The sequence below is a fragment of the Streptomyces sp. NPDC016459 genome, assembly GCF_040632845.1.
Lineage (GTDB): Bacteria > Actinomycetota > Actinomycetes > Streptomycetales > Streptomycetaceae > Streptomyces.
This window is the reverse complement of the sequence record NZ_JBEYCR010000001.1, coordinates 1054077-1079297: the sequence shown is the minus strand read 5'-3', so window position 1 is coordinate 1079297 and position 25221 is coordinate 1054077. Positions and strand designations below refer to the sequence as shown.

Below are 25221 nucleotides of genomic sequence, written 5' to 3'. Positions count from 1 at the left end.
CTGTCGCGAAATCCCGTCGCGGCACCCCCGACCCGACCACTAGGGTCGTGCGCTTCGCTGTCCTCCACGCCGGAAAGGGAGCCTCATGCTGCGGCTGTACGCGACGGTGGCCGCGGGCGGGTTCCGGCGCCACGCCGCCTACCGGGTGGCGACGGCGGCGGGGGTCTTCACCAACAGCGTCTTCGGCTTCATCCTGTCGTACACCTACATCGCCCTCTGGGACGAACGGCCGCGGCTCGGCGGCTACTCGATGGACGACGCCCTCGCCTACGTGTGGATCGGACAGGCGCTCCTCACCGTCTGCGGCCTGATGGGCGGCGGCTTCGAGGACGAGCTGATCGAGCGGATCAGGACCGGGGACATCGCCGTCGACCTCTACCGCCCGGCCGACCTCCAGGCCTGGTGGTTCTCGGCCAACGCGGGCAGGTGCGCCTTCCAGCTGCTCGGCCGCGGGGCCGCCCCGATGGCGATCGGAGCGCTTGCCTTCCGGTTCACGACGCCGTCGGGACCGGGCGGCTGGCTCGCCTTCCTGGTGGCCGTGGCGCTGGGCTCGACGGTCAGCTTCGCGATCTGGTACCTGGCGGCGATGAGCGCGTTCTGGCTGCTCGACGGCCAGGGCGTGGTCCAGGTGGTGTGGCTGGGCGGGCTGTTCTTCTCGGGGATGCTGCTCCCGCTGAACGTGTTCCCCGGCACCCTGGGCGAGATCGCGCGGATGCTGCCCTGGGCGTCCCTGCTCCAGGTGCCGGCCGACGTGTACCTCGGGAAGTACGAGGGGGCCGCCGAGCTGGCGGGGGCGTACGCCTTCCAGGGCTGCTGGGCGCTCGTCCTGCTCGCGGCGGGACGGCTGGTGCAGTCGGCGGCGACGCGGAAGGTGGTGGTGCAGGGTGGCTGAGACGGCGGCCGGCGCCCGTCGGGACCGGGACTCCCCGCGTACGTACCGGGGGAGGTCGGCGGACGCCTGGCGTACGTACCGGATGGTGGCGGGCATGTGGATCCGGTCCACGATGACGTACCGCTCGTCCTTCGCGCTCACGGTCGTCACCAGCTTCTGCGTCACCTTCTTCGACTTCGTCGTCATCCTCCTGATGTTCGGTCAGGTGAAGGGACTGGGCGGCTTCACCTTCGCGGAGGTCGCCCTCCTTTACGGGACGGCGGGCACGTCGTTCGGGATCGCGGACCTGACGATGGGCTCGATGCAGCGGATGGGCAGGCGGGTGCGGGACGGCTCGCTCGACACCTTCCTCATGCGCCCGGCGCCGCTCCTCGCCCAGGTCGCGGCGGACAAGTTCGCGCTGCGACGGCTCGGCCGGGTCGCACAGGGCCTGTTCGTCCTGGTCTGGTCCCTTGTCCTGCTCGACGTGGACTGGACGCCGGTGAAGGTGGTGCTGCTGCCGGTGACGGTGGTCTGCGGGGCGGTGATCTTCGCCGCGGTGATGGTCCTCGGGGCGTCGGCGCTGTTCTGGATGCAGGACGCGGCGGAGGTGACGAGCTCCTTCACGTACGGCGGGAACACCCTCCTCGCCTACCCGCCGACGATCTTCGCGCAGGAGCTGGTGCGGGGTGTCGTGTACGTCGTACCGCTGGCGTTCGTGAACTGGCTGCCCGCCCTGTACGTACTCGACCGGCCGACCCCGGCGGGCGTACCGGGGTGGACGGTCTTCGCCTCGCCGCTGGTGGCCCTGGTCTGCTGCGGGGTGGCGGGGATCGCGTGGCGGGCGGGCATCCGCTCGTACCGCTCGACGGGAAGCTGACGGCGACTGCCGGAAGCTCAGCGACTGGGAGGAGCCGAGGGGCGTGCCGTTCATCGAACTGGAATCACTGGAGAAGGTCTTCACGGTCCGCCGGAAGGCAGCCGGCCTGCTCCGCCGCGAGAAGAAGGAGGTCCGGGCGGTCGACGGCATCAGCTTCGGCGTCGAGCGCGGCGAGATGGTCGGCTACATCGGCCCGAACGGCGCCGGGAAGTCCACCACGATCAAGATGCTGACCGGCATCCTCACCCCCAGCGGCGGCCGGCTGAGGGTCGCGGGCATCGACCCGGCGCGCGAACGGACCCGGCTCGCCCAGCGGATAGGGGTCGTCTTCGGACAGCGGACGACGCTCTGGTGGGACCTGCCGCTGAAGGACTCGTACCGGCTGATGCACCGCATGTACCGCATCCCCGACGCCCGCTACCGGGAGAACCTCGGCCGCTGCGTGGAGCTCCTGGAGCTCGGCGAGCTGCTGGACGTGCCGGTCCGGCAGCTCTCCCTGGGCCAGCGGATGCGCGGGGACATCGCGGCGGCGCTGCTGCACGACCCGGAGGTGCTGTACCTGGACGAGCCGACGATCGGCCTCGACGTCGTCTCGAAGGGGCGGGTACGGGAGTTCCTCCGCGACCTGAACACCGCGCAGGGCACCACGGTCCTGCTCACCACACACGACCTGACCGACATCGAGCAGCTCTGCTCCCGGGTCATGGTCATCGACCACGGACGCCTGATGTACGACGGCGAACTCGCCGGCCTGCACGCCGTGGGCGAGAGCGAACGGCTCCTGGTCGTGGACCTGGAACGGGAACTGCCCCCGATCGACGTGCCCGGAGCCCGCCACGTACGGTCTGAGGGGCCCCGCCAGTGGCTGGCCTTCCCGGCCGCGGCGTCGGCGGCGCCACTGGTGGCGACGGTGGCCGCGGGGTACCCGCTCGTCGACCTCTCGGTGCGGGAGCCGGACATCGAGGCGGTGATCGCGAAGATGTACGGGGGAACTCGGGACGAGCGCCGGGAGTCCCTGAGGTAGGAGGTCGACTGATGGTGAGTTTCTCGTACACGGCGGCGGACGAGGAGAAGAGCAGGGGCGTCCGGCGCATGAAGACGCTGGCGACGTCCCTGCTCGCGGCGGTCGCCGTGGTCTACGCCCTGGCCACCTGGGCGGAGAACGCGGGGTGGGGGGCCTGGACGGGCTATGTCGCGGCGGCGGCCGAGGCCGGGATGGTCGGCGCGCTCGCGGACTGGTTCGCGGTCACGGCCCTCTTCCGGCACCCGCTGGGCGTACCGATCCCGCACACGGCGATCATCCCGAAGAAGAAGGACCAGCTGGGCGCGTCGCTCGGCTCCTTCGTCGGTGAGAACTTCCTCTCCGCCGACGTCGTACGGGGCAGGCTGCACGCCTTCGGCATCGGCGGCCGCCTCGGCGCGTGGCTCGCGGACCCGGCGCACGCGGACCGCGTCACGGCGGAGGCGTCGACGGCGCTACGGGGCGCGCTGACGGTGCTCCGCGACTCGGACGTCCAGGCGGTCGTCGGGGAGGCGATCACCCGGCGGGCCGAGGCCGTGGAGATCGCGCCCGGCCTCGGCAAGACCCTGGAGAAGATCGTCACGGACGGAGCCCACCACAGGGCCGTCGACCTGGTGTGCACCCGCGCCCACGACTGGCTGGTGACGCACGGCGAGTCGGTCATGGACGCGGTGCAGGGCGGCGCGCCGGGCTGGACCCCCCGCTTCGTCGACAAGCGCATCGGCGAGCGCGTCTACAAGGAACTCCTCCGCTTCGTGACCGAGGTGCGGGACATGCCGGGCCACCCGGCGCGCGGCGCGATCGACCGCTTCCTCACGGACTTCGCGACCGACCTGCAGGGCGACACGGACACCCGCGCGCGCGTCGAACGGCTCAAGTCGGACCTCCTGGCCCGCCCGGAGATCCAGGACATCATCGCCTCGGCGTGGTCCTCGGTCCGGGCGCTGATCCTCGCGGCGGCGGAGGACGACCGCAGCCAACTCCGCCTCCGCGCCCGCGCGTCCCTGATCTCCCTGGGCAACCGCCTGTCGACGGACACCCGCCTCCAGGAGAAGGTCGAGGGGTGGGCCGAGGACGCGGCGGCGTACGTGGTCACGACGTACCGCCGCGAGATCACGTCCCTGATCAGCGACACGGTCGCCGGCTGGGACGCCACCCAGACCTCGAAGAAGATCGAGGCGAACATCGGCAGGGACCTCCAGTTCATCCGCATCAACGGCACGGTGGTGGGAGCGCTGGCGGGCCTGCTGATCTACACGGTGAGCCATGGGGTGGGGGGCTGAGGGTCAGCCTTTGGTACGGGTGACAGCCCAGGAGGCGACGGCCATACCGCCGGCGACGGAGAACACGGCGGGCCAGGCCCCGATCTTCTTGGCGAGCGGATGGGACCCGGCGAACGCGGCGACGTAGGCGGCACCGAGCCCGGCGGCCACCTTCCCGCCGCCCACCTGCTGCCACTCCCTGGCGGCCACTCCACCGGCCACGGCGAGCACGGCGCCCCCGAGGGGCCGGTTCTTGGTCCACCGGGCGACGGCGTACCCACCGACGAGCCCGACGGCGGCGACGGCGGGGGAGGGGATACGGGGCATGGCGGAGGTCTTCCGACTAGGGGTTTCGTCCTGTGAGCCTACGAGGGGGTGCGAAGGAGTGGGTCGCACGCGCCGCAGAGGGTCTCGTCGGCGAGGGGTCGGAAGAGCATGGGCTGGGTGTGGTCACCGGAGCATTCGCGGGTGCCGTGGAGCCGGGCGGAGAGCCGGTGGGCGGACGGTGAGGGCGGGGACGGCGAGGACGGCGGGGACGGCGGGGACGGCGGGGCGAGTGGAGGCACGTCGCGGAGCAGGTACCGCACGAGCCCACCGGGCCGGTGGACGGACGTCCCGGCACCGGGCAGGCCGCGCAGGACGTGTTCGTGGACGTCGGTGGAGGTGTGTCCGGCGTCGAGCCAGCGGGCGGCGAGGCGGGTGAGTTCGTCGCGCATGGCGGGTGGGATGTGGCGGAGGGCGGGGGAGAGGAGGGGCAGGGCGCCGACGAGGGCGCGGGCGTCGGGGAGGTGAGGGCTCGGGGTGTGGTCGGTCACGGGGCTTTCGCCGGTCCTGGCCGCCTCGTCTGCCTCGTCTGCCTCGTCCGCCTCGGCCGTCTCCTCCGTCTCGGCCGGAAGGTTGGAGGTGTCTTCCTTCGGGTCTTTCTTTGGATGACGGTCGGTGGGCGGGGTGCCCGGTTCACCGACGGCCGGTTTCCGGGGACTCGGTACGACCTGCGGGGATGCCTGGTCCGCACAGGTGAGGAGGGGTGTCCGGGCGAGGAGCTTGACGGCCTGGTCGGCGGTCAACGGGGTGTTGGAGACGAGCTGTTGGGTCATCCAGTGACCGCCGGCGCCCTGGACGCGCCGCTCGTGCACGAAGCCTTCCTCCTTGAGCTGCCGCTTGGCGCGGGTGAACGCGGATGCCCCGATCCGGGCACGTTCGGCGGTCCGGGAGAGTGACTCGCGGGCGCCCTGGGGAAGGGAGAGCTGCCAGGTCAGAAGCCGGACGGCGTCGGAGGAGAGCCGAGGGTGCCGGATGAGTTCGTGCGAGAACTGACTGAAGGCACGGGAGGGCGCGTTAAAGTGCCGGTAGATCACGGTGGGCTGCTTCCACTGGTGGTTCAGGCCCCCGCCGACGGTTCCAGCCATCGACGGGGGCCGTTTTGCGTGAACGTACCGCACAAATTGCGTTCATCCGATCGCGAAGAGTGAAGAACGCTCGTGTGGGTGACGGGAAGGGCCAACAGGACTGGAGGGCAGTCCCACCAGAAGCCAACGAACCCGGCCCGCCCGAAGGGTCGACTTCCCAGCCGGATGGTGTCCGCATGGTGCCGTCCCCGGGATCGCTGGTTTCCCGGGGCGCCTACCGCAGCCGGGCCGTCAGTCGCTCACTCTTGGGCGGGCAGCGAGTCGACGAAAGTCTGCCAGGGGGCGGATTGCATAGAGATGGTGGGTCCTTGTGTAAATTTTGAGTCGCGTATGAAAATCTTCGTCTTTGTTTGTGCGCACTCTAGACATTCGCCACCCGAGCCGTTGCTGTAGGACGACTTTTTCCAATTAAGGTTAGGGGATGGTTTGCTCGTTATGCGCTTCATCTCGTTTTCTCCTTCAAGAGGTTGTTGATCAGTTGGGTCGATCGGTGGGGGCTTGCGGCCGCCGCTCGCAGATTGTCGAAGGCTCTGGCGTATGCGCGCACCTCCTCACGCCCCTCCATGTAGATCGCGTCAGTAATGCCATCCCGATACACGATGTCAGGGTCCTCGGGGTCGGGGAATCCCAGCATGGTGAAGGATCCCGTTGCCGGATAGGGGCCAGCGTCAAAGGGCATGACCTGGACAGTGACGTTGGGGAGCTCGCCGGTCTCGAGCAAGGCCTCCAGCTGCTCACGCATGAGGGAATGGTCTCCGACGATGGTCCGGAGCGCGCTCTCGTGCACCACGAACCAGGCATCTGGCGCTTGGAGCGATCGAAGCCTTTCCTGGCGTTCCATGCGGACCTGTACGGCCCGCTGGATGTCTTCGCCGCTCATGTGGTTGGTTGCGCGATGTAGTTCGCTCGCGTACGTGGGTGTCTGCATGAGGCCAGGGATGAACTCGTTCTGGTACTGGCGAAACGTAGAGGCGTCTTGCTCCAAGCCGATGTAGCTGGAGAACCAGGAAGGAACTCCGCTTCCGTGGGATTGCCACCAGCCCTTCTGTTTGGCTTGCTTCGCCAGAGACTTGAGAAATTCTCTTAGTTCGTCGTCCACTTCGTAGAACCGGCAGAGGGCTTCAACGTCGGAAGGTTGGACCCGGCCACTGCCTGTTTCCATGCGGTTGACCTTGGATCCACTCCAGTCCAGGGCGTCTCCGACCTGCGCGCAGGTGAAGTCGTTCGCCTCGCGGAGCTTCTTCAACTCGATCGACAGTCGCCGACGGCGAGCGGTGGGCGAGCCAGCCATGTCCTTCTCCCCTCACTAGCGGATGTCCAGTCTGCGCACCAGATGATGGCCCGCCAATCGCTCGTTAGTGGGAATCTCGCTGTGCACATTGCAAGAAGGGATGCGCACCGCCCACTCTGATGATCCGTCACTGGCTGTCAAGAAGCATGTGGATGTGGGAGGTTGGCGTGAACGACGACGGATGTATGGTGCGCAAGCCGTGGGAGCTTTCGTTCTTGGCGGAACCGCGGGAAGTTGCCGGGCTTCGCCGTGTTGTGGGACTCCACCTGAAGCTCTGGGGGCTGGTGCGGCAGATCGCGGCTGCTCAGCTCTGCGTCACTGAACTGGTCACGAACGTGATTCGCCACGTGGGGGTGGGTACCCCGACCTCGCTCCGTCTGATGATGAACGGCACCTACTTGCGGATCGAGGTACGTGATCCGGAATGTCACATGTTGCCGACGATGTCCACCGTTGGGCCTGAGGCCGAGACCGGCAGAGGTTTGGCATTGGTCGACGGGATCACGGATCGTTGGGGCGTCCTGCTGGGAGCGGACCGCAAGGTCACATGGTGTGAGATTGCGACCGACCTCACGACGCCCCATGGACACAGTGGCGGCATGCGTGTCACGCGGGCGGAAGCCATGATCTCCCTCTACGGTACCGTCGCTTCTCCCCGGGCGGTCAACGCGAGTCGGCTGACTACGGTTGTGGCCAAGGATGCCGCGATCGATGTGATCGTCGACCTCCTGCACTGGATGGGCGCCCACGGATATGACGTCGACGATGCTCTGGACGCGGCCCAAGTGCGCTTTGAAGCTGGGGCGTGAGCGTCGCGGACAACGTGACGAGGTAGCGCGATCTCCTATCTGCGTCGAGGCGTTCTGATCTAGATTCTCTGCATGGGGATTCGAGACTTGTTGGGCGAGGTCACCAACACGTACGACCGTAACGCTGGTTCGGGGCGTGAAGTCAAGGGGCAGCAGGTGCTGCGGGGGGTCGCGAGCCGTACGGACCTTGCCCTTCCACCAGGTTTCAGAGCCAAAGGGCATGGAGGTCAGACGACTCCGGCAGCGACGCCGTGGATCGGCGTCTTCGACGAGCAAGGGATGCGAGACCCTAAGAAGGGCTTGTATCTCGCCTACATCTTCAGCGCTGACCTGAAGAACGTGACCCTGACCTTGCAGCAAGGGATTACCTGGTTGGAAGACGCGCTGGGGAAAGGCAGAGCGCGCGAGGAGCACCTACGTCATCACGCGGCGAGACTCCGTCGGGCTGTGAGACGGCAGGAGAATCTTGAGTGGGTGGACGAACCGGCTCTAAGGGATGGAGCGGCGCGACCGAGGGCGTACGAGGCGGCCAGCGTGATTGCCAAGGTGTATGACACCGCCGCCTTGCCGAGCGACGTCGCGCTGTTGGAGGACCTCTTGCTCGGCGTCCAATCTCTGCGGCGGGCTGAAGAGTTTGATCGTGTCTGGTGGATGAGTAACGACGCTGACGCTCTCGAGCTTGCCTACGACCTGAGCGGCCACGCTCGACAGACCACTGAATCCGCGGCTGACTTCGATCCGCTCGCTGGCTTCCAGCCGAAGGCCAGTGATGAGTACACGGCGCAGATCAGAGCCCGTCAGCAGGTCAAGCAGCGAAGCCATGAGGACCTCGTCAAGGACTTCGGCCTCTACGTCGCAGGTCGTGGGTACACCCCCATAACGCGGCTACAGCACCCGAAAGACCTGGTTCTGCGACAGCAGCACGTCTCTGAGGGGCCCGGGGACGAGTGGCTTGTCGAAGCGAAGATCGTCCGTCACGGGAACCCGACGGTGGCGGTACGCGAGGCTCTAGGGCAACTCTACGAGTACCGCCACTTCCTCTACCGGAAACAGCCGGAGCCCTTCCTTGTAGGCCTCTTCTCCGAAGAGATCGGGGTGTACGCCCCGTACCTGGAAGAGCAGGGGATCGCTTCGGTCTGGCGGTGCGATGACGGATGGGGAGGTTCCCCCAGCGCACGGGACTGGGGGATGACGACGGAGTAGCGCCGGGTTACGTGGAGGCACCCCCGTGGCACTCCCCGTACGTCCGACCCGACCCGCACCAGCACGCCGAGGAGCGCGCCGGAGGCCAAGCCGTAGCGCGCCCACGGGCCGCCAAGGTCGTCGCGTACTGGGGGAGGAGGTCCGCGTTCGAGGGGTGGGTGGATTCCGAGGCGGCGAAGGCTTCGTAGGAGGGGACCGTGGCGCGGACGATGCCCAGGTTGGGGGTGCCGGCCTGGGAGAGTTCGCGGAGGGAGGCCTCGATGTCGGTCAGGTGTGCCCGGTAGGTGGGGTACTCGGCTTCCAGTTCCGGGTACGAGGCGAGCAACTCGTCCAGTTCCGGTTCCAGCCAGTGGAGGACCGCCACCGGGAACGGGCGGGAGAGGGCCGTGCGGTAGGTGCCGAGTTCCGAGCGGAGGCGGTCGATCTCCGCCTGGAGTTCCGCCGGGTCCTCGGAGCCCAGCGACCACAGGCGCTTCGGGTCGTGCAGTTCGTCCAGGGGGACCGCCCCGCTGTGCAGCCGGTCCGCCTGCACGTCCCGGTCGTCGTGCGGCAGCGCCAGCATCCTGCGGACCCGGTGCCGGGTGATCAGGAGCGACTGGGTCGCGTGGGGGAGTTCCGGTGAGGTGACGAGGAGGTCCGCCGCCTCCGTCAGCGTGGACTCCGCCGCCTCCAGTTCGTCGTGGGCCTCCAGCGTCTCCGCCGCGATCTCCCACGGCGCCGCCTCCGAGGGCCGTGCGCTCCGGAGGCCGTCGATGATCGCCCGCGCCTCGGCCTCGTGGCCGTACTCCCACAGGTTCGCCGCCTTCAGCGCCCTGATCAGGTGCGGCTCCGCCGGCGCGGACGACAGGAGCGAGTCGTAGAGGGCTGCCGCCCCCGGGCGGTCGCCCGCCAGCTCCAGGTGGGCCGCGGCCTGGAGGAGCAGGGGCTCCCGGTCCTCCGGGTACTGCGCGGCGGTGCGCAGCAGGCGCTCGGCTTCGGCGGCGTGGGCGGCAGGTGTGTCGGGGCGCATGCGCTCCACCGTACTGCTGTACATGCCTGGAGAGTTGGCGCCCCAGCCCTTGTCGTGCCCCGCGTGCGAGCCAGGGTCGGGCAGCGGATACCGGTCCTCGTCCCGTCGCGGGGACGGTGCCGTCCGGGTGCCCGTGTGCTGTGCGTGGCTGCCGAGACCGCTGTCACCTGTGGTGTCGTCCTGCGGCTCCTTCCCGTCCACCAGCTCCGGTGGACCCGCCAGCAGGCCGCGCCGAGGTCCGTCAACAGGTGTACGCGCCGGAGCGGGAGTGGGGCATCTCTCCCTCCGGTGATTCCCCCCGGTTCTCCTCCTGTCCCGCCTTCCGCCTCTCCCCCTGGCGCTTCAGGGGGGCGGCCTTCCTCCGTGGCCTCTCCCGTACCGCGCTCCCCGTGACATCGGGGTCATCCGGGCCGTGCCCCGCTCCCTCGTCAGGCCCTCGTACGGGTACGACGCCCCCGGCACCCATTTCACCCTCACCACCTGCACCCCCGAGCTCAGCAGCGCCTACCGGCTCGTCGTCCGGGCGAAGCTCGTCCCGGGCCGGTGACCCCGCCCCAGTACGAGGGTGAGGACGGCGCCGATCAGGGCCAGGCCCGCCGAGACGAGGACCGCCCTGTCCGGTCCCGCCGTCGCCAGGGCGAGCGTCAGGGCCACACCCGCCGAGGAACCGATGTAGCGCGCGGTGTTGTTGGCGCCCGAGCCCATCGCCGCCCGCTCCGGCGGTACGGAGTCGACCGCGAGCCGGGGCAGCGCCGCGTTCAGGAGGCCACTGCCCGCGCCCGCCACCACCAGGCCCGGGATCAGCCGGGGCCACGAGCCGGCCGGCCCCTCGATCGTGCCGAGCAGGGCGAGGACCCCCGCCGCCGACAGGACGAACCCCAGAGTCAGTTGGTACGGGGCGGAGAGCCGGGCCGGGAGGCGGCGCGCCTGCAGGGCCACCACGAACGCCGTGCCCGACCAGAGCACGAACAGCCCGGCCGCCCCCAGCGGAGACATCCCGGCCCCGCTCTGGACCAGTGCGGGCACCACGCTGAACAGGCCGATCACCGCCAGGCCCGTGAACAGCGCCCCCAGGGTCGACGCCAGGAACGCGGGCCGCCGCAGCAACGCCAGGTCCACCATGGGCGTACGGCTCCGGCGTTCGACCGCCACGAAGAGGGCGATCAGGGCGACGGCGGCCAGCAGCAGGAGGCCCACGCGGGGGCGCAGCCAGCCGTCCCGGCCGAGGGTGAGTGCCGTGAGCAGGGCCGCGAGCGCCAGGCCGAGGGCCGCCGCGCCCGCGATGTCGGGGCGGGGCCTTGCCGCGTCCCTCGTCGGCCGGTCGTCCGGCAGCGTCCGCGCGCCGATCGTCGCCCCCTCCTGCGGCAGCGTCCGCGCACCGATCGTCGCCGTCGCCAGTGCCGCCGCCCCCAGGGCCGCGTACGCGAGGCGCCAGTCCGCGAGGCTCAGGGCGCCCGCGAGCAGGGGGCCGAGGGCGATGCCGCCGCTGACGGCGGCGCCCCAGATGCCGGTGGCCCTGACCCGGTCGCGGCCCGTCGGGTACGCGTGGGCCAGCAGGCCCAGGCTGCCCGCGAGGACCGCCGCGCTCGCCGCGCCCTGGGCGACCCGGGCCAGGGTGAAGGTGAGCGTGGAGGCCGCGAGGGCGCCGAGGGCGGTGGTGAGGCCGAGGGCGAGGGTGCCGAGCAGGAAGACCCGGCGGCGCCCGTGGGCGTCGGCGAGGCTGCCGGCCACCAGGAGGAGGACGGCGAGGCCGAGCGGGGTGCCGTTGAGGAGCCAGGCCTGGGCGGAGGCCGGGGTCGCGAAGGCGGCGGCCATGTCGGGGAGGGTGACCATCGGCGCCGTGTAGTTCATCAGCGCGATCGCCGTCGCCGTGGCGGTGACGGCGAGGGCGGCCCCCGGGCGGGAGCCGCGGGGCGGGGCGGCGGGAGGTGCGGTGGACGCGAGCTGGGGCACGGCGGGGACCTCCACCGGTCGGTTCGGTCAATGAACTCAACGCGAGGATTTACGGTAGCAGGTTGGTTCAATCAATGAACCTTGCCGGTTACGATGGGTCCCATGGCTCTCGGCAAGGACTACGCCCACCAGCAGTGCACCATCGCCCGCGCCCTCGAAGTCATCGGTGAGCGCTGGACCCTCCTCGTCGTCCGCGACGCCTTCTACGGCGTCCGCCGCTACAGCGACTTTCTCGTCCACCTCGGCGCACCCCGCGCCGTCCTCGCCGCCCGCCTCCAGGCCCTCGTCGAGGCAGGCGTCCTCGACCGGCGGCGCTACCAGGAGTCACCCCCGCGCGACGAGTACGTGCTCACCGCGCGCGGCCTCGCCCTCTGGCCCGTGCTGCGCTCGCTCGGCGCCTGGGGCCGGGCCGAGGTCCCCGGAGCCGTACCGGTACGCCACTTCCACCACGCCGACTGCGGCACCGAACTCGGCCCGTACGGCGAGTGCCCGGCCTGCCGCGTCCCCGTACCGCCCGCCGACGTCGAGATGCGCCCCGGCACGGGACTCGATGCGGACCCCGCCGATCCGGTCAGCCGCGCCCTCCTCGGACCCCGCCGTCTCCTCGTACCCCTCCAACTCCCCTCGCGTGACGGGAACTCCTGAGACGCGCCGCGCGTCCTCCCGGTGAGACATCGAAGAGGGCGAGATCCGAGACCGCGGGGTCGCGGGATCGCAGGGGCGGGAGAGGAGGTGGCGGGATGACGGTCAGGGATCTGGTGCTGCGGTTCGTCGCGCCGCTGTTCTTCCTGCTCGCCCTCGCCGAACTGCTCCTCTCCGACGGCGGTGGCGTCTCCGCCGCCTTCGCCCTCGCCGCGACCACCGTCGTCTGCGCCCTGATCGGAGCTCGTACGGCTCCGGCCGTGCCGCCCACCGCCGTGCGTACCGCCATCCGGGACCGCGAGCGGCGCACCGCCTTCCTGCCCCAGCGCGACCCCGACGCCGCGGGGCGGCGCAGACCCCGCGCTCCCGGCCGTCCCCTCCCGACGGCCGCGTAGGAGCCCCCGCACACCACACCGGACGAGCGCTCACGCGGATCCGTCATGCCGAGACCCGACATCTCCCCGGCACGACGAGACCCCACGGAGGGCTCCCCATGTCCGTCTTCGCTTCCCTGGTCGAGCGGCTCGCCGACCTGCTCCAGCCGCTCTTCGCCACCACCGCGACGGCCGCCGCGATCGTCGTCTTCACCCTGCTCGTCCGGCTCGCGATCCACCCCCTTTCCCGGGCCTCGGCCCGGGGCCAGAAGGCCCGCACCCGGATCGCGCCGCAACTCGCCGCGCTCCGCGAGAAGCACGCCAAGAACCCCGAGCGGCTGAGGAAGGCGATCACCGAGCTGCACGCGCGGGAGAAGGTCTCGCCCTTCGCCGGCATCCTGCCCGCCCTGCTCCAGGCGCCCGCGTTCCTGCTGATGTACCACCTGTTCGCCGGTGACCGGATGGCCGGGCACACCCTCTTCGCCGCCCCGCTCGGCGACCGCTGGGCCGACGCCCTCGGCGACGGCGGTGTGTTCGGCCCGGCCGGGGTCGTCTACCTGGTCCTGTTCGCGCTCGTCGCCGCCGTCGCCACGTTCACCTACCGGCGTACGAAGCGGCAGCTCGCCGCCCAGCCCCTCGACCTGGGACAGCCCACGCCCGGCGCCGGCGCCATTGCCACGATCATGCCGCTGCTGTCCTTCGCCACCCTGATCACGGTCGCCGTCGTCCCGCTCGCCGCCGCCCTCTACGTGGTCACCAGCACCACCTGGGCCGCAGCCGAACGCGCCTTCCTCTTCCGCGAGGAGGAGGGCGCCGCAGCCGTTGCTACTCGCGCGTAAGGGTCCACTGCGTGAACGGGGTCTTGCAGAGTGACCTTTTGTCTTGGAGGATCGACCAATCCTCCGATGGCCGCACTCCATCGGCCGGGGTACCTCAGGGCCCTTCCCGGGCCCGCCTCGACCACAGGGAGAAGTCCATGAAGCTGCTGCGTGTCGGCCCGCCCGGAGCCGAACGTCCCGCCCTCCTCGACCAGGACGGGACGCTCCGCGACCTGTCCGCCCTCGTCGACGACATCGACGGCAGTCTGCTCGCCGACGCCTCCGCCCTCGACCGGATACGGGCCGCCGCCGGAGCCGGTGTGCTGCCCGCGCTCGACGCCACCGGGCTGCGCGTCGGCCCGCCCGTCGCCCGGATCGGCAAGGTCGTGTGCATCGGGCTCAACTACCACGGGCACGCCGCCGAGACCGGCCAGGCCACCCCGGCCGAGCCCGTCGTCTTCCTCAAGGCCGCCGACACCGTCGTCGGCCCGGACGACACCGTGCTCGTACCGCGCGGATCCGTGAAGACCGACTGGGAGGTGGAGCTCGCCATCGTCATCGGGCGCACCGCCCGCTACCTGGAGACCGACGAGCAGGCCCTCGCGCACGTCGCCGGGTACGCCGTCGCCCACGACGTCTCCGAGCGCGAGTTCCAGATCGAGCGCGGCGGCACCTGGGACAAGGGCAAGAACTGCGAGACCTTCAACCCGCTCGGGCCCTGGCTGGTCACCGCCGACGAGGTGCCCGACCCGCAGGCCCTCGGCCTCCGGCTCTGGGTCAACGGCGAGCTGAAGCAGGACGGCCGCACCTCCGACCAGATCTTCCCGGTCGCGGAGGTCGTCCGGTACGTCAGCCGGTTCATGACCCTCTACCCCGGCGACATCATCAACACCGGCACCCCGGCCGGCGTCGCCATGGGACAGCCCGACCCCAAGCCGTACCTGCGGCCCGGTGACGTCGTCGAGCTGGAGGTCGACGGCCTCGGCCGCCAGCGGCAGGAACTGAAAAGCGCCTAGACCGTCACCGTCAGGGGCGCCGCCGCCGTCGGTTCCCCCGCCGGTCCCGCCGCCGCCGTGGGCCCCGCCCCGGCGGCGGCGCGCTGGTTCCCCTCAGCCGGTGGCGGAGACGGAGGCGTACGAGGCGAGGAGCAGTTCCAGCGCCTCGACGACCAGGGCGTGGTCCTCGGCCTGGGGCAGCCCCGAGACCGTGACCGAGCCGATCACGCCCGCCCCCTCGACCGCGACCGGGAACGACCCGCCATGGGCCGCGTACCGGTCGGGGTCGAGTCGCGAGGACGCCTCGAACGTCGTCCCCTTGGCGCGGAACCGCGCGCCCACCAGGAACGAGCTCACGCCGTACCGCTCCACCACCCGTCGCTTGCGGTCGATCCAGGCGTCGTTGTCGGCGCTGGACCCGGGCAGCGCGCAGTGGAACAACTGCTGCGGACCGCGCCGGATGTCGATCGCGACCGGCGCCCCGCGCTCCCGGGCCATGCCGACGAGCAGGGTGCCGAGCGCCCAGGCGTCCTCGTACGTGAACCGGGGGAGGACGAGCCGGGCCTCCTGGGCCTCCAGGGTGTCGACCTCGCTCGTACCCGGAGCACCGACCGGCGGCCGGTCCTCGTCCGTACGCCGGTCCTCGCTCGTACGCCGGTCCTCGCCCGTACGCCGATCCCCGTTCGTCCGTCGGTCCTCGTCCGTAAGCCGGTCCTCGCTCGTACGCCGGTCCTCGCCCGTACGCCGATCCCCGTTCGTCCGTCGGTCCTCGTCCGTACGCCGATCCCCGTTCGTCCGTCGGTCCTCGTCCGTACGCCGGTCCTCGCTCGTACGCCGGTCCTCGCTCACGCGTCGATCCTCGCCGTGACGCCCTCGCGGGCCGACCTCTTCGCCGCCTCCAGGACATCGAGCGCGGCGGCCGCCTCGTACGCCGTGACCGGGTTCTCGCCGGTGCCGCGCAGGGCGGCGGCGACGGCCGCGTAGTACGCCGGGTAGTCACCCGGCAACGACTCGACGGGGGTGCCGCCGCCGGTCAGCGGCGACTCGCCGGAGCCGAGCCGGCCCCACAGCGCCTCCGGTTCCGCGCCCCAGATCGTGCCCGGTACGGGCCGAAGGCCCTCGCGCAGGGCCGCCTCCTGCGGGTCGAGGCCGTACTTCACGAACCCCGCGCGCTGCCCCAGCACCCGGAAGCGGGGGCCGAGCTGGGCGGTGGTGGCGCTCACGTACAGGTGGGAGCGGACGCCGTTCGCGTGGGTGAGGGCGAGGAAGGTGTCGTCGTCGGCCCCGGCGCCCGGCCTGCGGACGTCCGACTCCGCGTACACCGAGACCACCGGCCCGAAGAGGACGAGGGCCTGGTCGACGACGTGGCTGCCGAGGTCGTACAGGAGCCCGCCGATCTCCGTCGGCGCGCCGGACTCGCGCCAGCCGCCCTTGGGGAGGGGGCGCCACCGCTCGAACCGGGACTCGAAGCGCTGGACCTCGCCGAGCGCGTCCTCGGCGAGCAGGTGGCGCAGGGTGCGGAAGTCGTTGTCCCAGCGGCGGTTCTGGAAGACCGAGAGCAGCAGGCCCCGCTCGTCGGCGAGGGCGGCGAGCTCGCGGGCCTCGGCGGCGGTCCCGGCCAGCGGCTTGTCGACGACGACAGGGAGGCCGGCCTGCAGGGCGGCGGTGGCGAGCGCGACGTGCGTCTTGTTGGGGGAGGCGACGACGATCAGGTCGAGCTCGCCCGCCCCGCCCTCCCACAGCTCCTCGGGGGCGGCGGCGACGCGGACGCCCGGGTGGGCGGCGCGGGCCTCCGCCGCCCGCTCCGGGTTGCCGGTGGTGACGGCGGCGAGGACCAGGTCCTCGGACGCGGCGATCAGCGGGGCGTGGAAGACGGAACCCGCCAGGCCGTAGCCGACGAGTCCGACGCGGAGGGGGGTGGGGGGTGCGGTGCCAGTCGAGTCCGTGCCAGTCATACGGCCCACTTAAGCAACGGTGTTGCCAAAGTGCAAGCGACGGGGACAATGGGCGGGTGAAGACGGACCTGGGTGGAGTGAACGTGCCGGCGCTGCGCAGCCACAACGCGGCGCTCGTGCTCGACCTGCTGCGTACGGCGGGGGAGCCGGGCATCAGCCGCCTGGAGCTGGCCGAGCGGACGGGACTGACCCCACAGGCCGTCAGCAAGATCACCGCCAGGCTCCGGGCGGAGGGCCTCGTCGCGGAGGCCGGCCGGCGCGCCTCGACCGGCGGCAAGCCCCGCACGGTCCTGCGGCTCGTCGCCTCCGCCGGGTACGCCGTCGGCGTCCACCTCGACCGCGACGAGCTGACGACGCTCCTCACCGATCTGGCGGGCACGGTCGTGACCCGACGCCGACGGGGCCTGGACCTGGGGGCGGGGACGGGGCCGGTCCTGGACGCCGTGACGGAGGAGGTGGGGGCGCTGACGGCGGGCGGACCCGACGTGATCGGCGTCGGGGTCGCCATGCCCGGTCCCCTGGACCACCGCGCGGGGGTGCCCGGTCGGGTGACGGGGTTCCCGGAGTGGGACGGTCACCCGGTACGCGCGGAGCTCGCCCGGCGTCTCGGGCTGCCCGTCGTCCTGGACAAGGACACCAACGCGGCCGCCCTCCGCCTCGCCCTGCGCCCCGCCGCCCCCGGCTCCTTCGCCTACCTCCACCTCGGTACGGGTCTGGGCGCCGGCCTCGTCCTCGGCGGGGCGCTGCTGCGCGGGGACAGGACCGGGGCGGGCGAACTCGGCCACCAGACCGTGCGGCTCGACGGGCCCCCCTGCGGCTGCGGCGGGCGCGGCTGCCTGGAGGTCCTGTGCCTGGCGGCGGTCGGGCGCGGCGAACTCGTCGAGGCGGCGCGCATCCTCGGTGCCGGCGCCGCCAACCTCGTACGGCTCCTCGACATCGACCAGGTCCTCCTGGGCGGGCGGGTGGTGCTGTCGGCGCCTGCGGTGTTCGTCGACGGGGTCCGGGAAGCCCTGGCGGGGCTCGGCCTGACGGCCCTGGTGGGACTCGCGGCGGAGGGTGAGGCGGACGGGGACGGGGACGGGGACGCGGTGGCGGACGAGGGCGCGGTGGCGGGCGGGGACGGGGATGCCGTGGCGCACGGAGACGGGGACGGGGACGCCGTGGCGCACGGAGACGGGGACCGGGACGGGGATGCCGTGGCGCGCGGAGACGGGGACGGGGGCGCGGTCGCCGAGGGCGCCGCCTGGCTCATCCTCGCTCCGATCTTCGGAAAATAGGCTGATCGGGCGGATCGGACGGGCCGTCCGGGGGTGCGGGCGGTGTCGCCGTCCGGGCCCGCCCGTTCCGGCGTGGCAGGGTCGCGGCCGACCCGTACGCCCGCGAGCAGCAAAGGCCCCGCCCCATGGCATCAGCCCCTCTGCGACCGCGCAGCGCCCGCGCCCTGACGACGGCAGCCGCGATGGCAGCCACCGCCACGGCCCAGCTGACCCTGCTCCCACCGGCCCTGGCGGCGGAGGCGGAGACAGGCCCGGCCCGTACCTCGGCGGCCGAAGCGCGACCGACCCCGATCCCGGCCTCGGCGGCCGAAGGAGGGCCGGCCCTCACCCCGCAGTCGGCAACCGCGACCCCGCCGCTCCTCGCCGCGCCCCCGCCGCTCCTGACCGGGACCCCGCCGCTTCTGACCCCGGCCCCGCCGCTCCTCGCCCCCGCAGCCGAAGCCCCACCGGCCCAGGTCCCCGCACTGGCCCCCACCCCCGCCCTGGCCCCCCGCGCCCCCGCCCCCGATCCCCCCACCCCCCTCTGCGGGACGGCCCCCGGGGGCGGGTTCCCGCTCGACACCGAGCTGCACGGCGGGCCCGTCGACTACGCCGCCGGCGGGCCCCCGCAGGAGTGGAGGCTCGACCTCACCAACCGCACCGACGCGTCCTGCTCCGGCATCCACCCCGTGCTCGTCCTCACCGACCGGGAGCGGACGCTGCGGCCCGAGCAGATCCGGTTCGAGTTCTACGACGACGGGGCCGCGCGCTGGCGACCCGTGGCCTTCGAGGCGACCGAAGAGGCGGAGAACGTGGGGGCGTTCACCGGGTTCGGCGGCTTCGCGGTCCCCGCGGGCAAGACCCTGACCGTCCCCGTGCGCCTGGCCTTCGACGCGGGGACCGCCCCCGACGACGTCGTCGTCAACGCCGCCGTCGTGCAACGCCGTGGCACCGACGGCGACTGGGTCGGCGAGTCCGGCGACTACCGCCTCACCGTCGGGCCCTCAGACTCCGAGGCCCCCGCCGCCGAACCCACCGCGCCCGGCACCCCCGCCCCCTCCCGTTCGCCCGGGACCGCGTCGCGCCCCCCGGCCCCGACAGCCGCCCCGAGGGACCCGACGGTCGACCCCGGGGATCCGACGGTCGACCCCAGGGATCCGACGGCCGACCCCAGGGACCCGACGGTCGACCCGACGGCTCCCAGCGCCCGCCCGCCGGACCCGGAGCTCGCCCATACCGGACGGGAGGACACGGAGGCGTACGCGCGAGCCCTCGCCCCGCTCGCCGGAGCGCTCGTCCTGCTCGGCGCCGTCCTCGTCCGCTTCCGCCGCCACTGGCACCGGCACCGTTGAGTCCCGCCGGCCGCCACCGGCACCGTTGAGTCCCGCCGACCCCTCTACGGGTCACTGACCGGCCGCGTCGACGAGACCGGCATCCGTCAAGAGCTGCACGGCCGACGTGATCTCCAAGCCACAGTCCCTCTCGGTCGCCGTCCCCGCCGGCGCCTCCAGCGTGAGCTTCCGCTTCCGCTACACCGGTGCCAACAACTGGGACTGGACGATCGACGCGGTCAAGGTCACCGCATCCTGAACGTCAGGGTCAGGATCGAGACATCCTGACTAGGCTTGGGGCGTCGCCACAGCGCTGTCGCGGCGCCCCCAGCACACCGCACGTTTGTACGGCAGGAGTCCCGCACCCATGGCAGAGCGCAAGCCGATCGAATCCTGGCTGACCGACATGGACGGCGTCCTCATCCACGAGGGCGTGCCGATCCCCGGTGCCGACGCGTTCATCAAGAAGCTGCGGGAGACCGGGAAGCCGTTCCTGGTCCTCACCAACAACTCGATGTACACCGCTCGCGACCTGCACGCCCGCCTGTTCCGGATGGGTCTCGAAGTCCCCGTCGAGAACATCTGGACCTCGGCCCTCGCCACCGCCAAGTTCCTCGACGACCAGCGCCCCGGCGGCACCGCGTACGTCATCGGCGAGGCCGGTCTCACCACCGCGCTGCACGACATCGGCTACGTCCTCACCGACCACGCCCCGGACTACGTGGTGCTCGGCGAGACCCGCACGTACTCCTTCGAGGCGATGACCAAGGCCGTCCGCCTCATCAACGGCGGCGCCCGCTTCATCTGCACCAACCCCGACGAGACCGGCCCCTCCCTCGAAGGGCCGCTGCCGGCCACCGGCTCCGTCGCCGCGCTCATCACGAAGGCCACCGGCAAGGAGCCGTACTTCGCCGGCAAGCCGAACCCGCTCATGATGCGCACCGGCCTCAACGCGATCGGCGCCCACTCCGAGTCCAGCGCCATGATCGGCGACCGGATGGACACCGACATCCTGGCGGGCCTGGAGGCGGGCATGCAGACCTTCCTGGTGCTGACCGGTCTGACGACGCAGGCGGAGATCGACCGCTTCCCGTTCCGCCCGTCGAAGATCGTCCCGTCGATCGCGGACATCGTCGACCGCGTCTGAGGGCCTCCCCCAGCCGCCCCCTGCGGATGCGAGCCGGGCCGATCCGGGTGACGCTGCCAGTACCAGGAGGTCACGATGCGTTCAGGTTCCATTGCTTTCGGTGCCGCAGGGGCGGCCTTGGTACTCGTGCTGGCACCCACGGCCGGTGGCGCGTACGCCCACGACGGGGTGAAGGTCACCGTCACCCCGTCCACCGCCTCGCCCGGCGCCGACGTCGACGTCCGCGTCCAGGGCTGCAAGGGCACGACCGGTGCCGCGAAGTCGCAGGCGTTCGTCGCCGACGCGGAACTCACCGGCCGCGACGGCGGGGGCGCCCCGCTGTTCGGCGACACCACCATCAGGTCCGGTCTCGAGAACGGCACGTACAAGGTGGGCGTGACCTGCGACGGCCACGACCACCCGGACGTCGGCACCGTCCGGGTCGGGCATCACAAGCCGACCCACAAGCCGACCCACAAGCCGACCCACAAGCCGACCCACGAGCCCACCCACAAGCCGACCCACCACGCCAGCCCGGTCGCCCCGGTCCGCGCGGGCGGCGGCGGCACCGCCGCGTTCGCCGCGCCGGCCGCCCCCGGCGTCGCCCAGACCACCAGCGAGAGCGGCCTCGGCACCCCGTACACCCTGCTCGGCCTCGGCATGGCCGCCGTCGCCGCCGTGGCGGTCGCCTTCCGCAGCTCCCGCCGCCACCGCGCCACCGGCTCCGGCACGGACACGGGCGCGGAGTGACCGTGTCGTCCGGATCCCGCCCGGCGGGCACCGGGCGACTCGTCACCGGCGTGGCCTGGGCCGTCCTGCTGCTCGGCCTCTGGCTCTGGGGCCGCGAGGCCACCCAGGGCCCCGGAAGCAGCTCCGCGCCGACCACCGGCGACATCGCCGCGGTCGGCCGCCCGCTCGGCACGGCGCTGCCCCCGCCCCGCGCCCCGCTCGCACCCGTCGCACCACGGCGGGTCGAGATCCCCTCCCTCGGCATCACCGCGGCCGTCGTGGCGCGCGGCCTCGACGCCACGGGAGCGATCGACCCGCCGCCCTACGAGACGCCCCGTACGGTCGGCTGGTTCGGCGCCGGCACCCCGCCGGGCGCGGCCGGCCCGGCCCTCCTCGTGGGCCACGTCGACACCGACACCCGCCCGGCCGTCTTCTACGGCCTCAGCGCGGCCCGGCCCGGCGCCGAGGTCCGCGTCACCCGGACGGACGGATCCGTCGCCGTGTTCACCGTCGACGACGTCCAGGTCTACCCCCGGGAGGACTTCGACGCCCGTGAGGTCTACGGCGCCAGGGTCCCCCACCGCGCCGAACTCCGCCTGATCACCTGTGGCGGCACGTTCGACCGCAGGGCGGGCACCTACTCGGCGAACGTGGTCGTGTCGGCGTACCTGACGGGGACGGAACCGGGGCGCTCCCGCCCCTGACGGCCCTGGGATCCCCGGCGGAACCGGAGGACCTGGCCGCGGCCGGCGGGGCGCGTCCCGGGCCGCCGCCGACCGGGCCGGTCCTCGACCGCGGGGCTCACGGGCGCGGAAGAAGCCCGGTGCCGCCCGCGGGAGGTCGGGGGTCGGCGGACACTGTAGAGGCCGCGCCTCGCCCGGCCCAGAGGGTCACCGTGTCACGATGGTCACCCATCGCTCCGCACGTGCCCGAGGGGCCCGCATGTCCGCACGTACACACGCGTGCCGAGCCGGGTTCGTCCTCCCGGCCGCCGCGCTCCTGCTCCTCCTCTCCGCCTGTACGAGCCCCGCCCCGCCGCCCGCCCGCGACGCGCCCGGCGTGTCCGGCGCACGCGGCCCGAGTCCGGCCCCGGCCGCCCAGGGGCGGAGCGCCGCCGCCCCCGGCCCGAGGGACGTCCCCTACTGGGTGAACCCCGAGGGGAAGGCGGCCCGCGCGGTGGCCGGGCACCTCGCCGCGGGCCGTACCGCCGAGGCCGCGCTGCTCCGGAGGATCTCCTCCCGGCCGCAGGCCGAGTGGCTCGGCCCGGACCGGTCCGAGACGGAGACCCGGGCGCTCACGGAGGCCGCCACCCGCGCCGGCCGTGAGGCGCTCCTCGTGCTCTACGCCATCCCGAACCGCGACTGCGGCCTGCATTCGGCGGGCGGCGCCGCGGACGCCGCCGCCTACGGCGCCTGGGTCGACGGGGTCGCCCGCGGCATCGGCGGACGGCGCGCCACCGTCGTCCTGGAGCCGGACGCCGTGATGCACGTCGTCGACGGCTGTACGGAGGGACGGCTCCGCGACGAGCGGTACGCGCTGCTCAAGGAGGCGGTCCAGCGCCTGAAGCGCCAGCCGGCCACCACCGTCTACCTCGACGCGGGCAACGCGGGCTGGGGCAGGCCGGCGGACCTGCGGCTCCCGCTCCAAGCGGCGGGCATCGCGGAGGCCGACGGCTTCGCGGTCAACGTCTCGAACTTCCAGACGACCGCGGAGAGCACCGCGTACGGCAGACAGCTCTCGGCCCTGGTCGGCGGCAAGCCCTTCGTGATCGACACCAGCCGGAACGGAAACGGCCCCGCCACGGAGGGCGACCCGGCGGAGAACTGGTGCAACCCGCCGGGCCGCGCGCTCGGCGCGGCGCCGACCCGGAGCACGGGGGACCCGCTGGTGGCGGCGCACCTGTGGATCAAGCGGCCCGGCGAGTCGGACGGCCCGTGCCGGGGCGGCCCGGAGGCGGGGGAGTGGTTCGACGCCTACGCCCGGGAACTCGCCGGAGACGCACGGTAGTTCGAGCGACAGGGCCGAAAAACGACCAAGACCCCCTCACCATCGGTGAGGGGGTCTTGACTGTGCGTGCGCCGCCAGGGACTCGAACCCCGGACCCGCTGATTAAGAGTCAGCTGCTCTAACCAACTGAGCTAGCGGCGCCTGCTGACAGAGAGAACTGTACCTGACCTGCGGGCGTGCTCCTGACCAATTTCGGTCGTCACCGGCCTGTCGGATGGTCGTATCAGGCCTTCAATCCGTCAAAATGCGATTTGTCCAGACAGTTGAGACACTGACGCCCCAAACCAAGGGTCAAAAGATCTTGACGAGTGTGGAGGGGAATCGCATGAGCGTGCCGGTCTTCGAGGAGTTCGAACCCGCGGCCGACTGCGCCTGCCCGGGGTGCGCCCGGCAGCGGCGCGACCTCGCGCTTGGCCTGCCCGTCCGGGCGGGCGGACATCCCGCGGCCCACGGCGCCCGCCGTGCCCTGGTCCTGGTGACGGCGGCGGGAGTGGTCCTGGGCGGAGGCGGAGCCGCGGTGGCGACGGCCCTCCCGCCGCCGCCGGTCCCGTTCACCCCGGTGGACCTGACGGGCGGCGCGGACCGGCCGGACGGGTCGGACCCGGCGGACGGACCGGGGCCGGACGCGGCCCACCCCGGGCCCGACACGCCGCAGGGCGGACGGGGGCCCCTGCACGGCGCGCCCGGCCCCGGACCCCAGCCCCTCCCCGGGGCGACGCCGACGACCGGTCAGATCCCGACCGGCACCCTGCGCAAGGCGACCCGGACCGAGATCATCAACCGCGCCAAGCTGTGGGTCACCGCCCAGGTCCCGTACTCCATGGAGAAGTACTGGTCGGACGGCTACCGGCAGGACTGCTCCGGCTACATCTCCATGGCCTGGAACCTGCGCAGCAACGAGTGGACCGGCAGCCTCGACCGCTTCGCCGACCGGATCGACCGCACCGAACTCCTGCCCGGCGACATCCTGCTCTTCCACAACCCCGCCGACCCGGCGCGCGGCTCACACGTCACGATCTTCGGCGGCTGGACCGACTACACCCACACCTCCTACACCGCGTACGAGCAGACCAAGCCGCGCACGCGGAAACAGGCCACGCCGATGGCGTACTGGCAGCACTCCAGCCGCTACGTGGCCTACCGCTACAAGGGCGTGGTCAGCGGCGCCGGCACGGGCGGGACCGGCGGGACCGGCAGCGGGGCGAAGCCCACGGCGACGCCGTACCCCGGCGCGGCGATGTTCGGCACCGGCGCCGACAACGCGTACGTCACCCAGCTCGGGCGGCTCCTCGTCGACCGCGGCGGCAGGAAGTACTACAGCGCCGGACCCGGCCCGAAGTGGGGCGAGGCGGACCGGCGCGCGACCCAGGCGTTCCAGCGGGCGCAGGGCTGGAAGGGCGGCGAGGCGGACGGCCTGCCGGGCCCGGAGACGTGGAAGCTGCTCGTGACCGGCGGGGGCAGGAGCATCGGCGGTTCGAGTGGTTCGGGCGGCCCGAGCGCACATGCGACGGACTTTCCCGGGCGTGGCTCCTTCCGTCCGGGCCAATCCAACGCATATGTGGAGAAGCTGGGCAAACAACTGGTGAAGCGGGGCTTCGGCAAGCACTACCTGTCGGGACCCGGTCCGCGCTGGACGGAGGCGGACCGCCGCAACGTCGAGGCGTTCCAGCGGGCACAGGGCTGGCGCGGCGCAGCGGCCGACGGCTACCCGGGCCCGGAGACCTGGCGGCGTGTGTTCCGATGACCCCGAGAGCATGAGGTGGACCCCGAATGACGGCATCGACCCCGAACCCCGCGGATTCCGGCGCGGCGGCCTCCCGAGACGCGGCCCGCACGGCGAGACGCCTGACGGACGGCAGACTCCCCCGCACGACCCCACCCCACACCTCACCCCCGAGCACCCCCCCGCCCCACCAGAACGAACCGGCGACGCCGCCGACAGCACTCGAGTCGACTCCGGGGGAGACCCCGGGCGTGGCGGAGGCGCCGGGCGCGGGCGGTACGGAGACGTGGGGTCGGGCGGCCACTGCGGTGGGTGGTGTGGCGGCGCCTGACGTGGAGGGTGCCGCCACTGCCGTGGGCGGGGCGGGGGTGTCCACGCCGACAGGGGGACCCGGGACTGCGGGGAGCGCGGAGTCGGCACCTCCGCGTGCAGGGGAGCCGACGCCGCCCGCGCCGGGCGTGAGCGGTGACGGCGGCGCCGCCGTCACCGTCTCCCCCTGCGCCGATACGCCACCGGGGCACGCGGCGTGCCCTGGCGGGGTGTCAACGGAGCACGCC

Annotated in this window: 27 protein-coding genes and 1 tRNA gene; 19 read left to right on the top strand and 9 right to left on the bottom strand. The window is 72.3% G+C overall.

Going from position 1 to position 25221, the window contains the following annotated elements; genetic code table 11:
* The first annotated feature begins 88 nt into the window (after positions 1 to 88).
* The 4 genes from ABZ567_RS04920 (at position 89) to ABZ567_RS04905 (ending at position 4055) form a co-directional block, all read left to right on the top strand.
* A complete protein-coding gene (locus ABZ567_RS04920; protein WP_360785053.1) occupies positions 89 to 892 on the top strand; it encodes an ABC-2 family transporter protein in 804 nt (267 codons plus the stop codon).
* An 82-nt stretch (positions 893 to 974) separates the two neighbouring features.
* Positions 975 to 1751 carry an ABC transporter permease gene (locus tag ABZ567_RS04915; protein WP_360785052.1) on the top strand — a complete coding sequence of 259 codons (777 nt, stop codon included), beginning with the start codon at positions 975 to 977 and terminating at the stop codon, positions 1749 to 1751.
* Positions 1752 to 1794: 43 nt separating this feature from the next.
* Positions 1795 to 2775 (top strand): ATP-binding cassette domain-containing protein, encoded by a 981-nt coding sequence (locus tag ABZ567_RS04910; protein ID WP_360784783.1) that lies wholly within the window; start codon positions 1795 to 1797, stop codon positions 2773 to 2775.
* Between the two features lie 11 nt (positions 2776 to 2786).
* Positions 2787 to 4055: a DUF445 domain-containing protein gene (locus ABZ567_RS04905; RefSeq protein WP_360784781.1), complete on the top strand. Its 1269-nt coding sequence runs from the start codon at positions 2787 to 2789 to the stop codon at positions 4053 to 4055.
* A gap of 3 nt (positions 4056 to 4058) precedes the next feature.
* Here the strand turns inward: ABZ567_RS04905 and ABZ567_RS04900 are convergent, their stop codons facing one another.
* From ABZ567_RS04900 to ABZ567_RS04885, 4 genes are all read right to left on the bottom strand, one after another.
* On the bottom strand, positions 4059 to 4361 hold the full coding sequence (locus ABZ567_RS04900) for a hypothetical protein (RefSeq protein WP_360784779.1): 303 nt from the start codon (positions 4359 to 4361) through the stop codon (positions 4059 to 4061).
* Positions 4362 to 4399: 38 nt separating this feature from the next.
* A complete protein-coding gene (locus tag ABZ567_RS04895; RefSeq protein WP_360784777.1) occupies positions 4400 to 5443 on the bottom strand; it encodes a hypothetical protein in 1044 nt (347 codons plus the stop codon).
* A gap of 239 nt (positions 5444 to 5682) precedes the next feature.
* Positions 5683 to 5889, bottom strand: a complete 207-nt coding sequence (locus ABZ567_RS04890) for a DUF397 domain-containing protein (protein WP_360784775.1) — start codon at positions 5887 to 5889, stop codon at positions 5683 to 5685.
* Positions 5886 to 6734 carry a helix-turn-helix transcriptional regulator gene (locus tag ABZ567_RS04885; protein ID WP_360784773.1) on the bottom strand — a complete coding sequence of 283 codons (849 nt, stop codon included), beginning with the start codon at positions 6732 to 6734 and terminating at the stop codon, positions 5886 to 5888. The genes ABZ567_RS04890 and ABZ567_RS04885 overlap by 4 nt, the downstream gene beginning before the upstream one ends.
* A 167-nt stretch (positions 6735 to 6901) precedes the next feature.
* Between ABZ567_RS04885 and ABZ567_RS04880 the strand changes: the two genes are divergently transcribed.
* Positions 6902 to 7543, top strand: a complete 642-nt coding sequence (locus ABZ567_RS04880; RefSeq protein WP_360784771.1) for an ATP-binding protein — start codon at positions 6902 to 6904, stop codon at positions 7541 to 7543.
* A 72-nt stretch (positions 7544 to 7615) separates the two neighbouring features.
* Positions 7616 to 8746 (top strand): DUF3578 domain-containing protein, encoded by a 1131-nt coding sequence (locus tag ABZ567_RS04875; RefSeq protein ID WP_360784770.1) that lies wholly within the window; start codon positions 7616 to 7618, stop codon positions 8744 to 8746.
* A 7-nt stretch (positions 8747 to 8753) separates the two neighbouring features.
* Here ABZ567_RS04875 and ABZ567_RS04870 read toward each other — a convergent pair whose 3' ends face one another.
* Positions 8754 to 9755 (bottom strand): SEC-C domain-containing protein, encoded by a 1002-nt coding sequence (locus ABZ567_RS04870; protein ID WP_360785050.1) that lies wholly within the window; start codon positions 9753 to 9755, stop codon positions 8754 to 8756.
* A gap of 412 nt (positions 9756 to 10167) precedes the next feature.
* On the opposite strand from ABZ567_RS04870, the gene ABZ567_RS04865 reads away from it, so the two are divergent.
* Positions 10168 to 10302 (top strand): hypothetical protein, encoded by a 135-nt coding sequence (locus ABZ567_RS04865; protein WP_360784768.1) that lies wholly within the window; start codon positions 10168 to 10170, stop codon positions 10300 to 10302.
* Here the strand turns inward: ABZ567_RS04865 and ABZ567_RS04860 are convergent.
* Positions 10260 to 11708 (bottom strand): MFS transporter, encoded by a 1449-nt coding sequence (locus tag ABZ567_RS04860; protein WP_360784766.1) that lies wholly within the window; start codon positions 11706 to 11708, stop codon positions 10260 to 10262. The genes ABZ567_RS04865 and ABZ567_RS04860 overlap by 43 nt on opposite strands.
* A gap of 102 nt (positions 11709 to 11810) precedes the next feature.
* On the opposite strand from ABZ567_RS04860, the gene ABZ567_RS04855 reads away from it, so the two are divergent.
* From ABZ567_RS04855 to ABZ567_RS04840, 4 genes are all read left to right on the top strand, one after another.
* Complete coding sequence (locus tag ABZ567_RS04855) at positions 11811 to 12353, top strand: helix-turn-helix domain-containing protein (RefSeq protein WP_360784764.1); 543 nt, start codon at positions 11811 to 11813, stop codon at positions 12351 to 12353.
* Positions 12354 to 12448: 95 nt separating this feature from the next.
* The gene (locus ABZ567_RS04850; protein ID WP_360784762.1) at positions 12449 to 12745 is read left to right on the top strand and encodes a DUF6412 domain-containing protein; all 297 of its coding nucleotides are present in this window, start codon (positions 12449 to 12451) and stop codon (positions 12743 to 12745) included.
* A 98-nt stretch (positions 12746 to 12843) separates the two neighbouring features.
* Positions 12844 to 13563 (top strand): YidC/Oxa1 family membrane protein insertase, encoded by a 720-nt coding sequence (locus ABZ567_RS04845; RefSeq protein WP_360784760.1) that lies wholly within the window; start codon positions 12844 to 12846, stop codon positions 13561 to 13563.
* 137 nt (positions 13564 to 13700) lie between these two features.
* The gene (locus ABZ567_RS04840) at positions 13701 to 14558 is read left to right on the top strand and encodes a fumarylacetoacetate hydrolase family protein (protein ID WP_360784758.1); all 858 of its coding nucleotides are present in this window, start codon (positions 13701 to 13703) and stop codon (positions 14556 to 14558) included.
* A 93-nt stretch (positions 14559 to 14651) separates the two neighbouring features.
* On the opposite strand, the gene ABZ567_RS04835 is transcribed toward ABZ567_RS04840, so the two are convergent.
* Positions 14652 to 15116, bottom strand: coding sequence for a heme-degrading domain-containing protein (locus ABZ567_RS04835; protein WP_360785048.1), 465 nt, complete (start codon positions 15114 to 15116; stop codon positions 14652 to 14654).
* A 266-nt stretch (positions 15117 to 15382) separates the two neighbouring features.
* A complete protein-coding gene (locus tag ABZ567_RS04830; protein ID WP_360784756.1) occupies positions 15383 to 16492 on the bottom strand; it encodes a Gfo/Idh/MocA family oxidoreductase in 1110 nt (369 codons plus the stop codon).
* 56 nt (positions 16493 to 16548) lie between these two features.
* Between ABZ567_RS04830 and ABZ567_RS04825 the strand changes: the two genes are divergently transcribed.
* From ABZ567_RS04825 to ABZ567_RS04795, 7 genes are all read left to right on the top strand, one after another.
* A complete protein-coding gene (locus ABZ567_RS04825; protein ID WP_360784754.1) occupies positions 16549 to 17769 on the top strand; it encodes an ROK family transcriptional regulator in 1221 nt (406 codons plus the stop codon).
* A gap of 125 nt (positions 17770 to 17894) precedes the next feature.
* Positions 17895 to 19100: a hypothetical protein gene (locus ABZ567_RS04820; RefSeq protein ID WP_360784752.1), complete on the top strand. Its 1206-nt coding sequence runs from the start codon at positions 17895 to 17897 to the stop codon at positions 19098 to 19100.
* A gap of 106 nt (positions 19101 to 19206) precedes the next feature.
* Positions 19207 to 19338, top strand: a complete 132-nt coding sequence (locus tag ABZ567_RS04815; RefSeq protein WP_360784750.1) for a hypothetical protein — start codon at positions 19207 to 19209, stop codon at positions 19336 to 19338.
* 108 nt (positions 19339 to 19446) lie between these two features.
* Positions 19447 to 20226, top strand: coding sequence for an HAD-IIA family hydrolase (locus ABZ567_RS04810; RefSeq protein WP_360784748.1), 780 nt, complete (start codon positions 19447 to 19449; stop codon positions 20224 to 20226).
* Positions 20227 to 20301: 75 nt separating this feature from the next.
* Entirely contained in the window at positions 20302 to 20955 is a 654-nt protein-coding gene (locus ABZ567_RS04805; RefSeq protein WP_360784746.1) for a hypothetical protein, read from the top strand.
* A 2-nt stretch (positions 20956 to 20957) separates the two neighbouring features.
* Positions 20958 to 21638, top strand: a complete 681-nt coding sequence (locus ABZ567_RS04800) for a class F sortase (protein WP_360784745.1) — start codon at positions 20958 to 20960, stop codon at positions 21636 to 21638.
* A gap of 238 nt (positions 21639 to 21876) precedes the next feature.
* Positions 21877 to 22941 carry a glycoside hydrolase family 6 protein gene (locus ABZ567_RS04795; protein WP_360784743.1) on the top strand — a complete coding sequence of 355 codons (1065 nt, stop codon included), beginning with the start codon at positions 21877 to 21879 and terminating at the stop codon, positions 22939 to 22941.
* A 67-nt stretch (positions 22942 to 23008) separates the two neighbouring features.
* Here the strand turns inward: ABZ567_RS04795 and ABZ567_RS04790 are convergent.
* Positions 23009 to 23082 (bottom strand) — tRNA-Lys (locus ABZ567_RS04790).
* Between the two features lie 184 nt (positions 23083 to 23266).
* Here ABZ567_RS04790 and ABZ567_RS04785 point away from each other — a divergent pair.
* Positions 23267 to 24685 carry a peptidoglycan-binding protein gene (locus ABZ567_RS04785; RefSeq protein WP_360784741.1) on the top strand — a complete coding sequence of 473 codons (1419 nt, stop codon included), beginning with the start codon at positions 23267 to 23269 and terminating at the stop codon, positions 24683 to 24685.
* Positions 24686 to 25221 lie beyond the last annotated feature (536 nt).

Coding starts and splice junctions, on each gene's coding strand:
- ABZ567_RS04915 (WP_360785052.1), top strand. CDS start 975: ATGGTGGCGGGCATGTGGATCCGGTCCACGATGACGTACCGCTCGTCC.
- ABZ567_RS04905 (WP_360784781.1), top strand. CDS start 2,787: ATGGTGAGTTTCTCGTACACGGCGGCGGACGAGGAGAAGAGCAGGGGC.
- ABZ567_RS04900 (WP_360784779.1), bottom strand. CDS start 4,361: ATGCCCCGTATCCCCTCCCCCGCCGTCGCCGCCGTCGGGCTCGTCGGT.
- ABZ567_RS04895 (WP_360784777.1), bottom strand. CDS start 5,443: ATGGCTGGAACCGTCGGCGGGGGCCTGAACCACCAGTGGAAGCAGCCC.
- ABZ567_RS04890 (WP_360784775.1), bottom strand. CDS start 5,889: ATGAAGCGCATAACGAGCAAACCATCCCCTAACCTTAATTGGAAAAAG.
- ABZ567_RS04885 (WP_360784773.1), bottom strand. CDS start 6,734: ATGGCTGGCTCGCCCACCGCTCGCCGTCGGCGACTGTCGATCGAGTTG.
- ABZ567_RS04875 (WP_360784770.1), top strand. CDS start 7,616: ATGGGGATTCGAGACTTGTTGGGCGAGGTCACCAACACGTACGACCGT.
- ABZ567_RS04870 (WP_360785050.1), bottom strand. CDS start 9,755: ATGCGCCCCGACACACCTGCCGCCCACGCCGCCGAAGCCGAGCGCCTG.
- ABZ567_RS04855 (WP_360784764.1), top strand. CDS start 11,811: ATGGCTCTCGGCAAGGACTACGCCCACCAGCAGTGCACCATCGCCCGC.
- ABZ567_RS04850 (WP_360784762.1), top strand. CDS start 12,449: ATGACGGTCAGGGATCTGGTGCTGCGGTTCGTCGCGCCGCTGTTCTTC.
- ABZ567_RS04845 (WP_360784760.1), top strand. CDS start 12,844: ATGTCCGTCTTCGCTTCCCTGGTCGAGCGGCTCGCCGACCTGCTCCAG.
- ABZ567_RS04840 (WP_360784758.1), top strand. CDS start 13,701: ATGAAGCTGCTGCGTGTCGGCCCGCCCGGAGCCGAACGTCCCGCCCTC.
- ABZ567_RS04830 (WP_360784756.1), bottom strand. CDS start 16,492: ATGACTGGCACGGACTCGACTGGCACCGCACCCCCCACCCCCCTCCGC.
- ABZ567_RS04820 (WP_360784752.1), top strand. CDS start 17,895: ATGGCATCAGCCCCTCTGCGACCGCGCAGCGCCCGCGCCCTGACGACG.
- ABZ567_RS04810 (WP_360784748.1), top strand. CDS start 19,447: ATGGCAGAGCGCAAGCCGATCGAATCCTGGCTGACCGACATGGACGGC.
- ABZ567_RS04805 (WP_360784746.1), top strand. CDS start 20,302: ATGCGTTCAGGTTCCATTGCTTTCGGTGCCGCAGGGGCGGCCTTGGTA.
- ABZ567_RS04795 (WP_360784743.1), top strand. CDS start 21,877: ATGTCCGCACGTACACACGCGTGCCGAGCCGGGTTCGTCCTCCCGGCC.
- ABZ567_RS04785 (WP_360784741.1), top strand. CDS start 23,267: ATGAGCGTGCCGGTCTTCGAGGAGTTCGAACCCGCGGCCGACTGCGCC.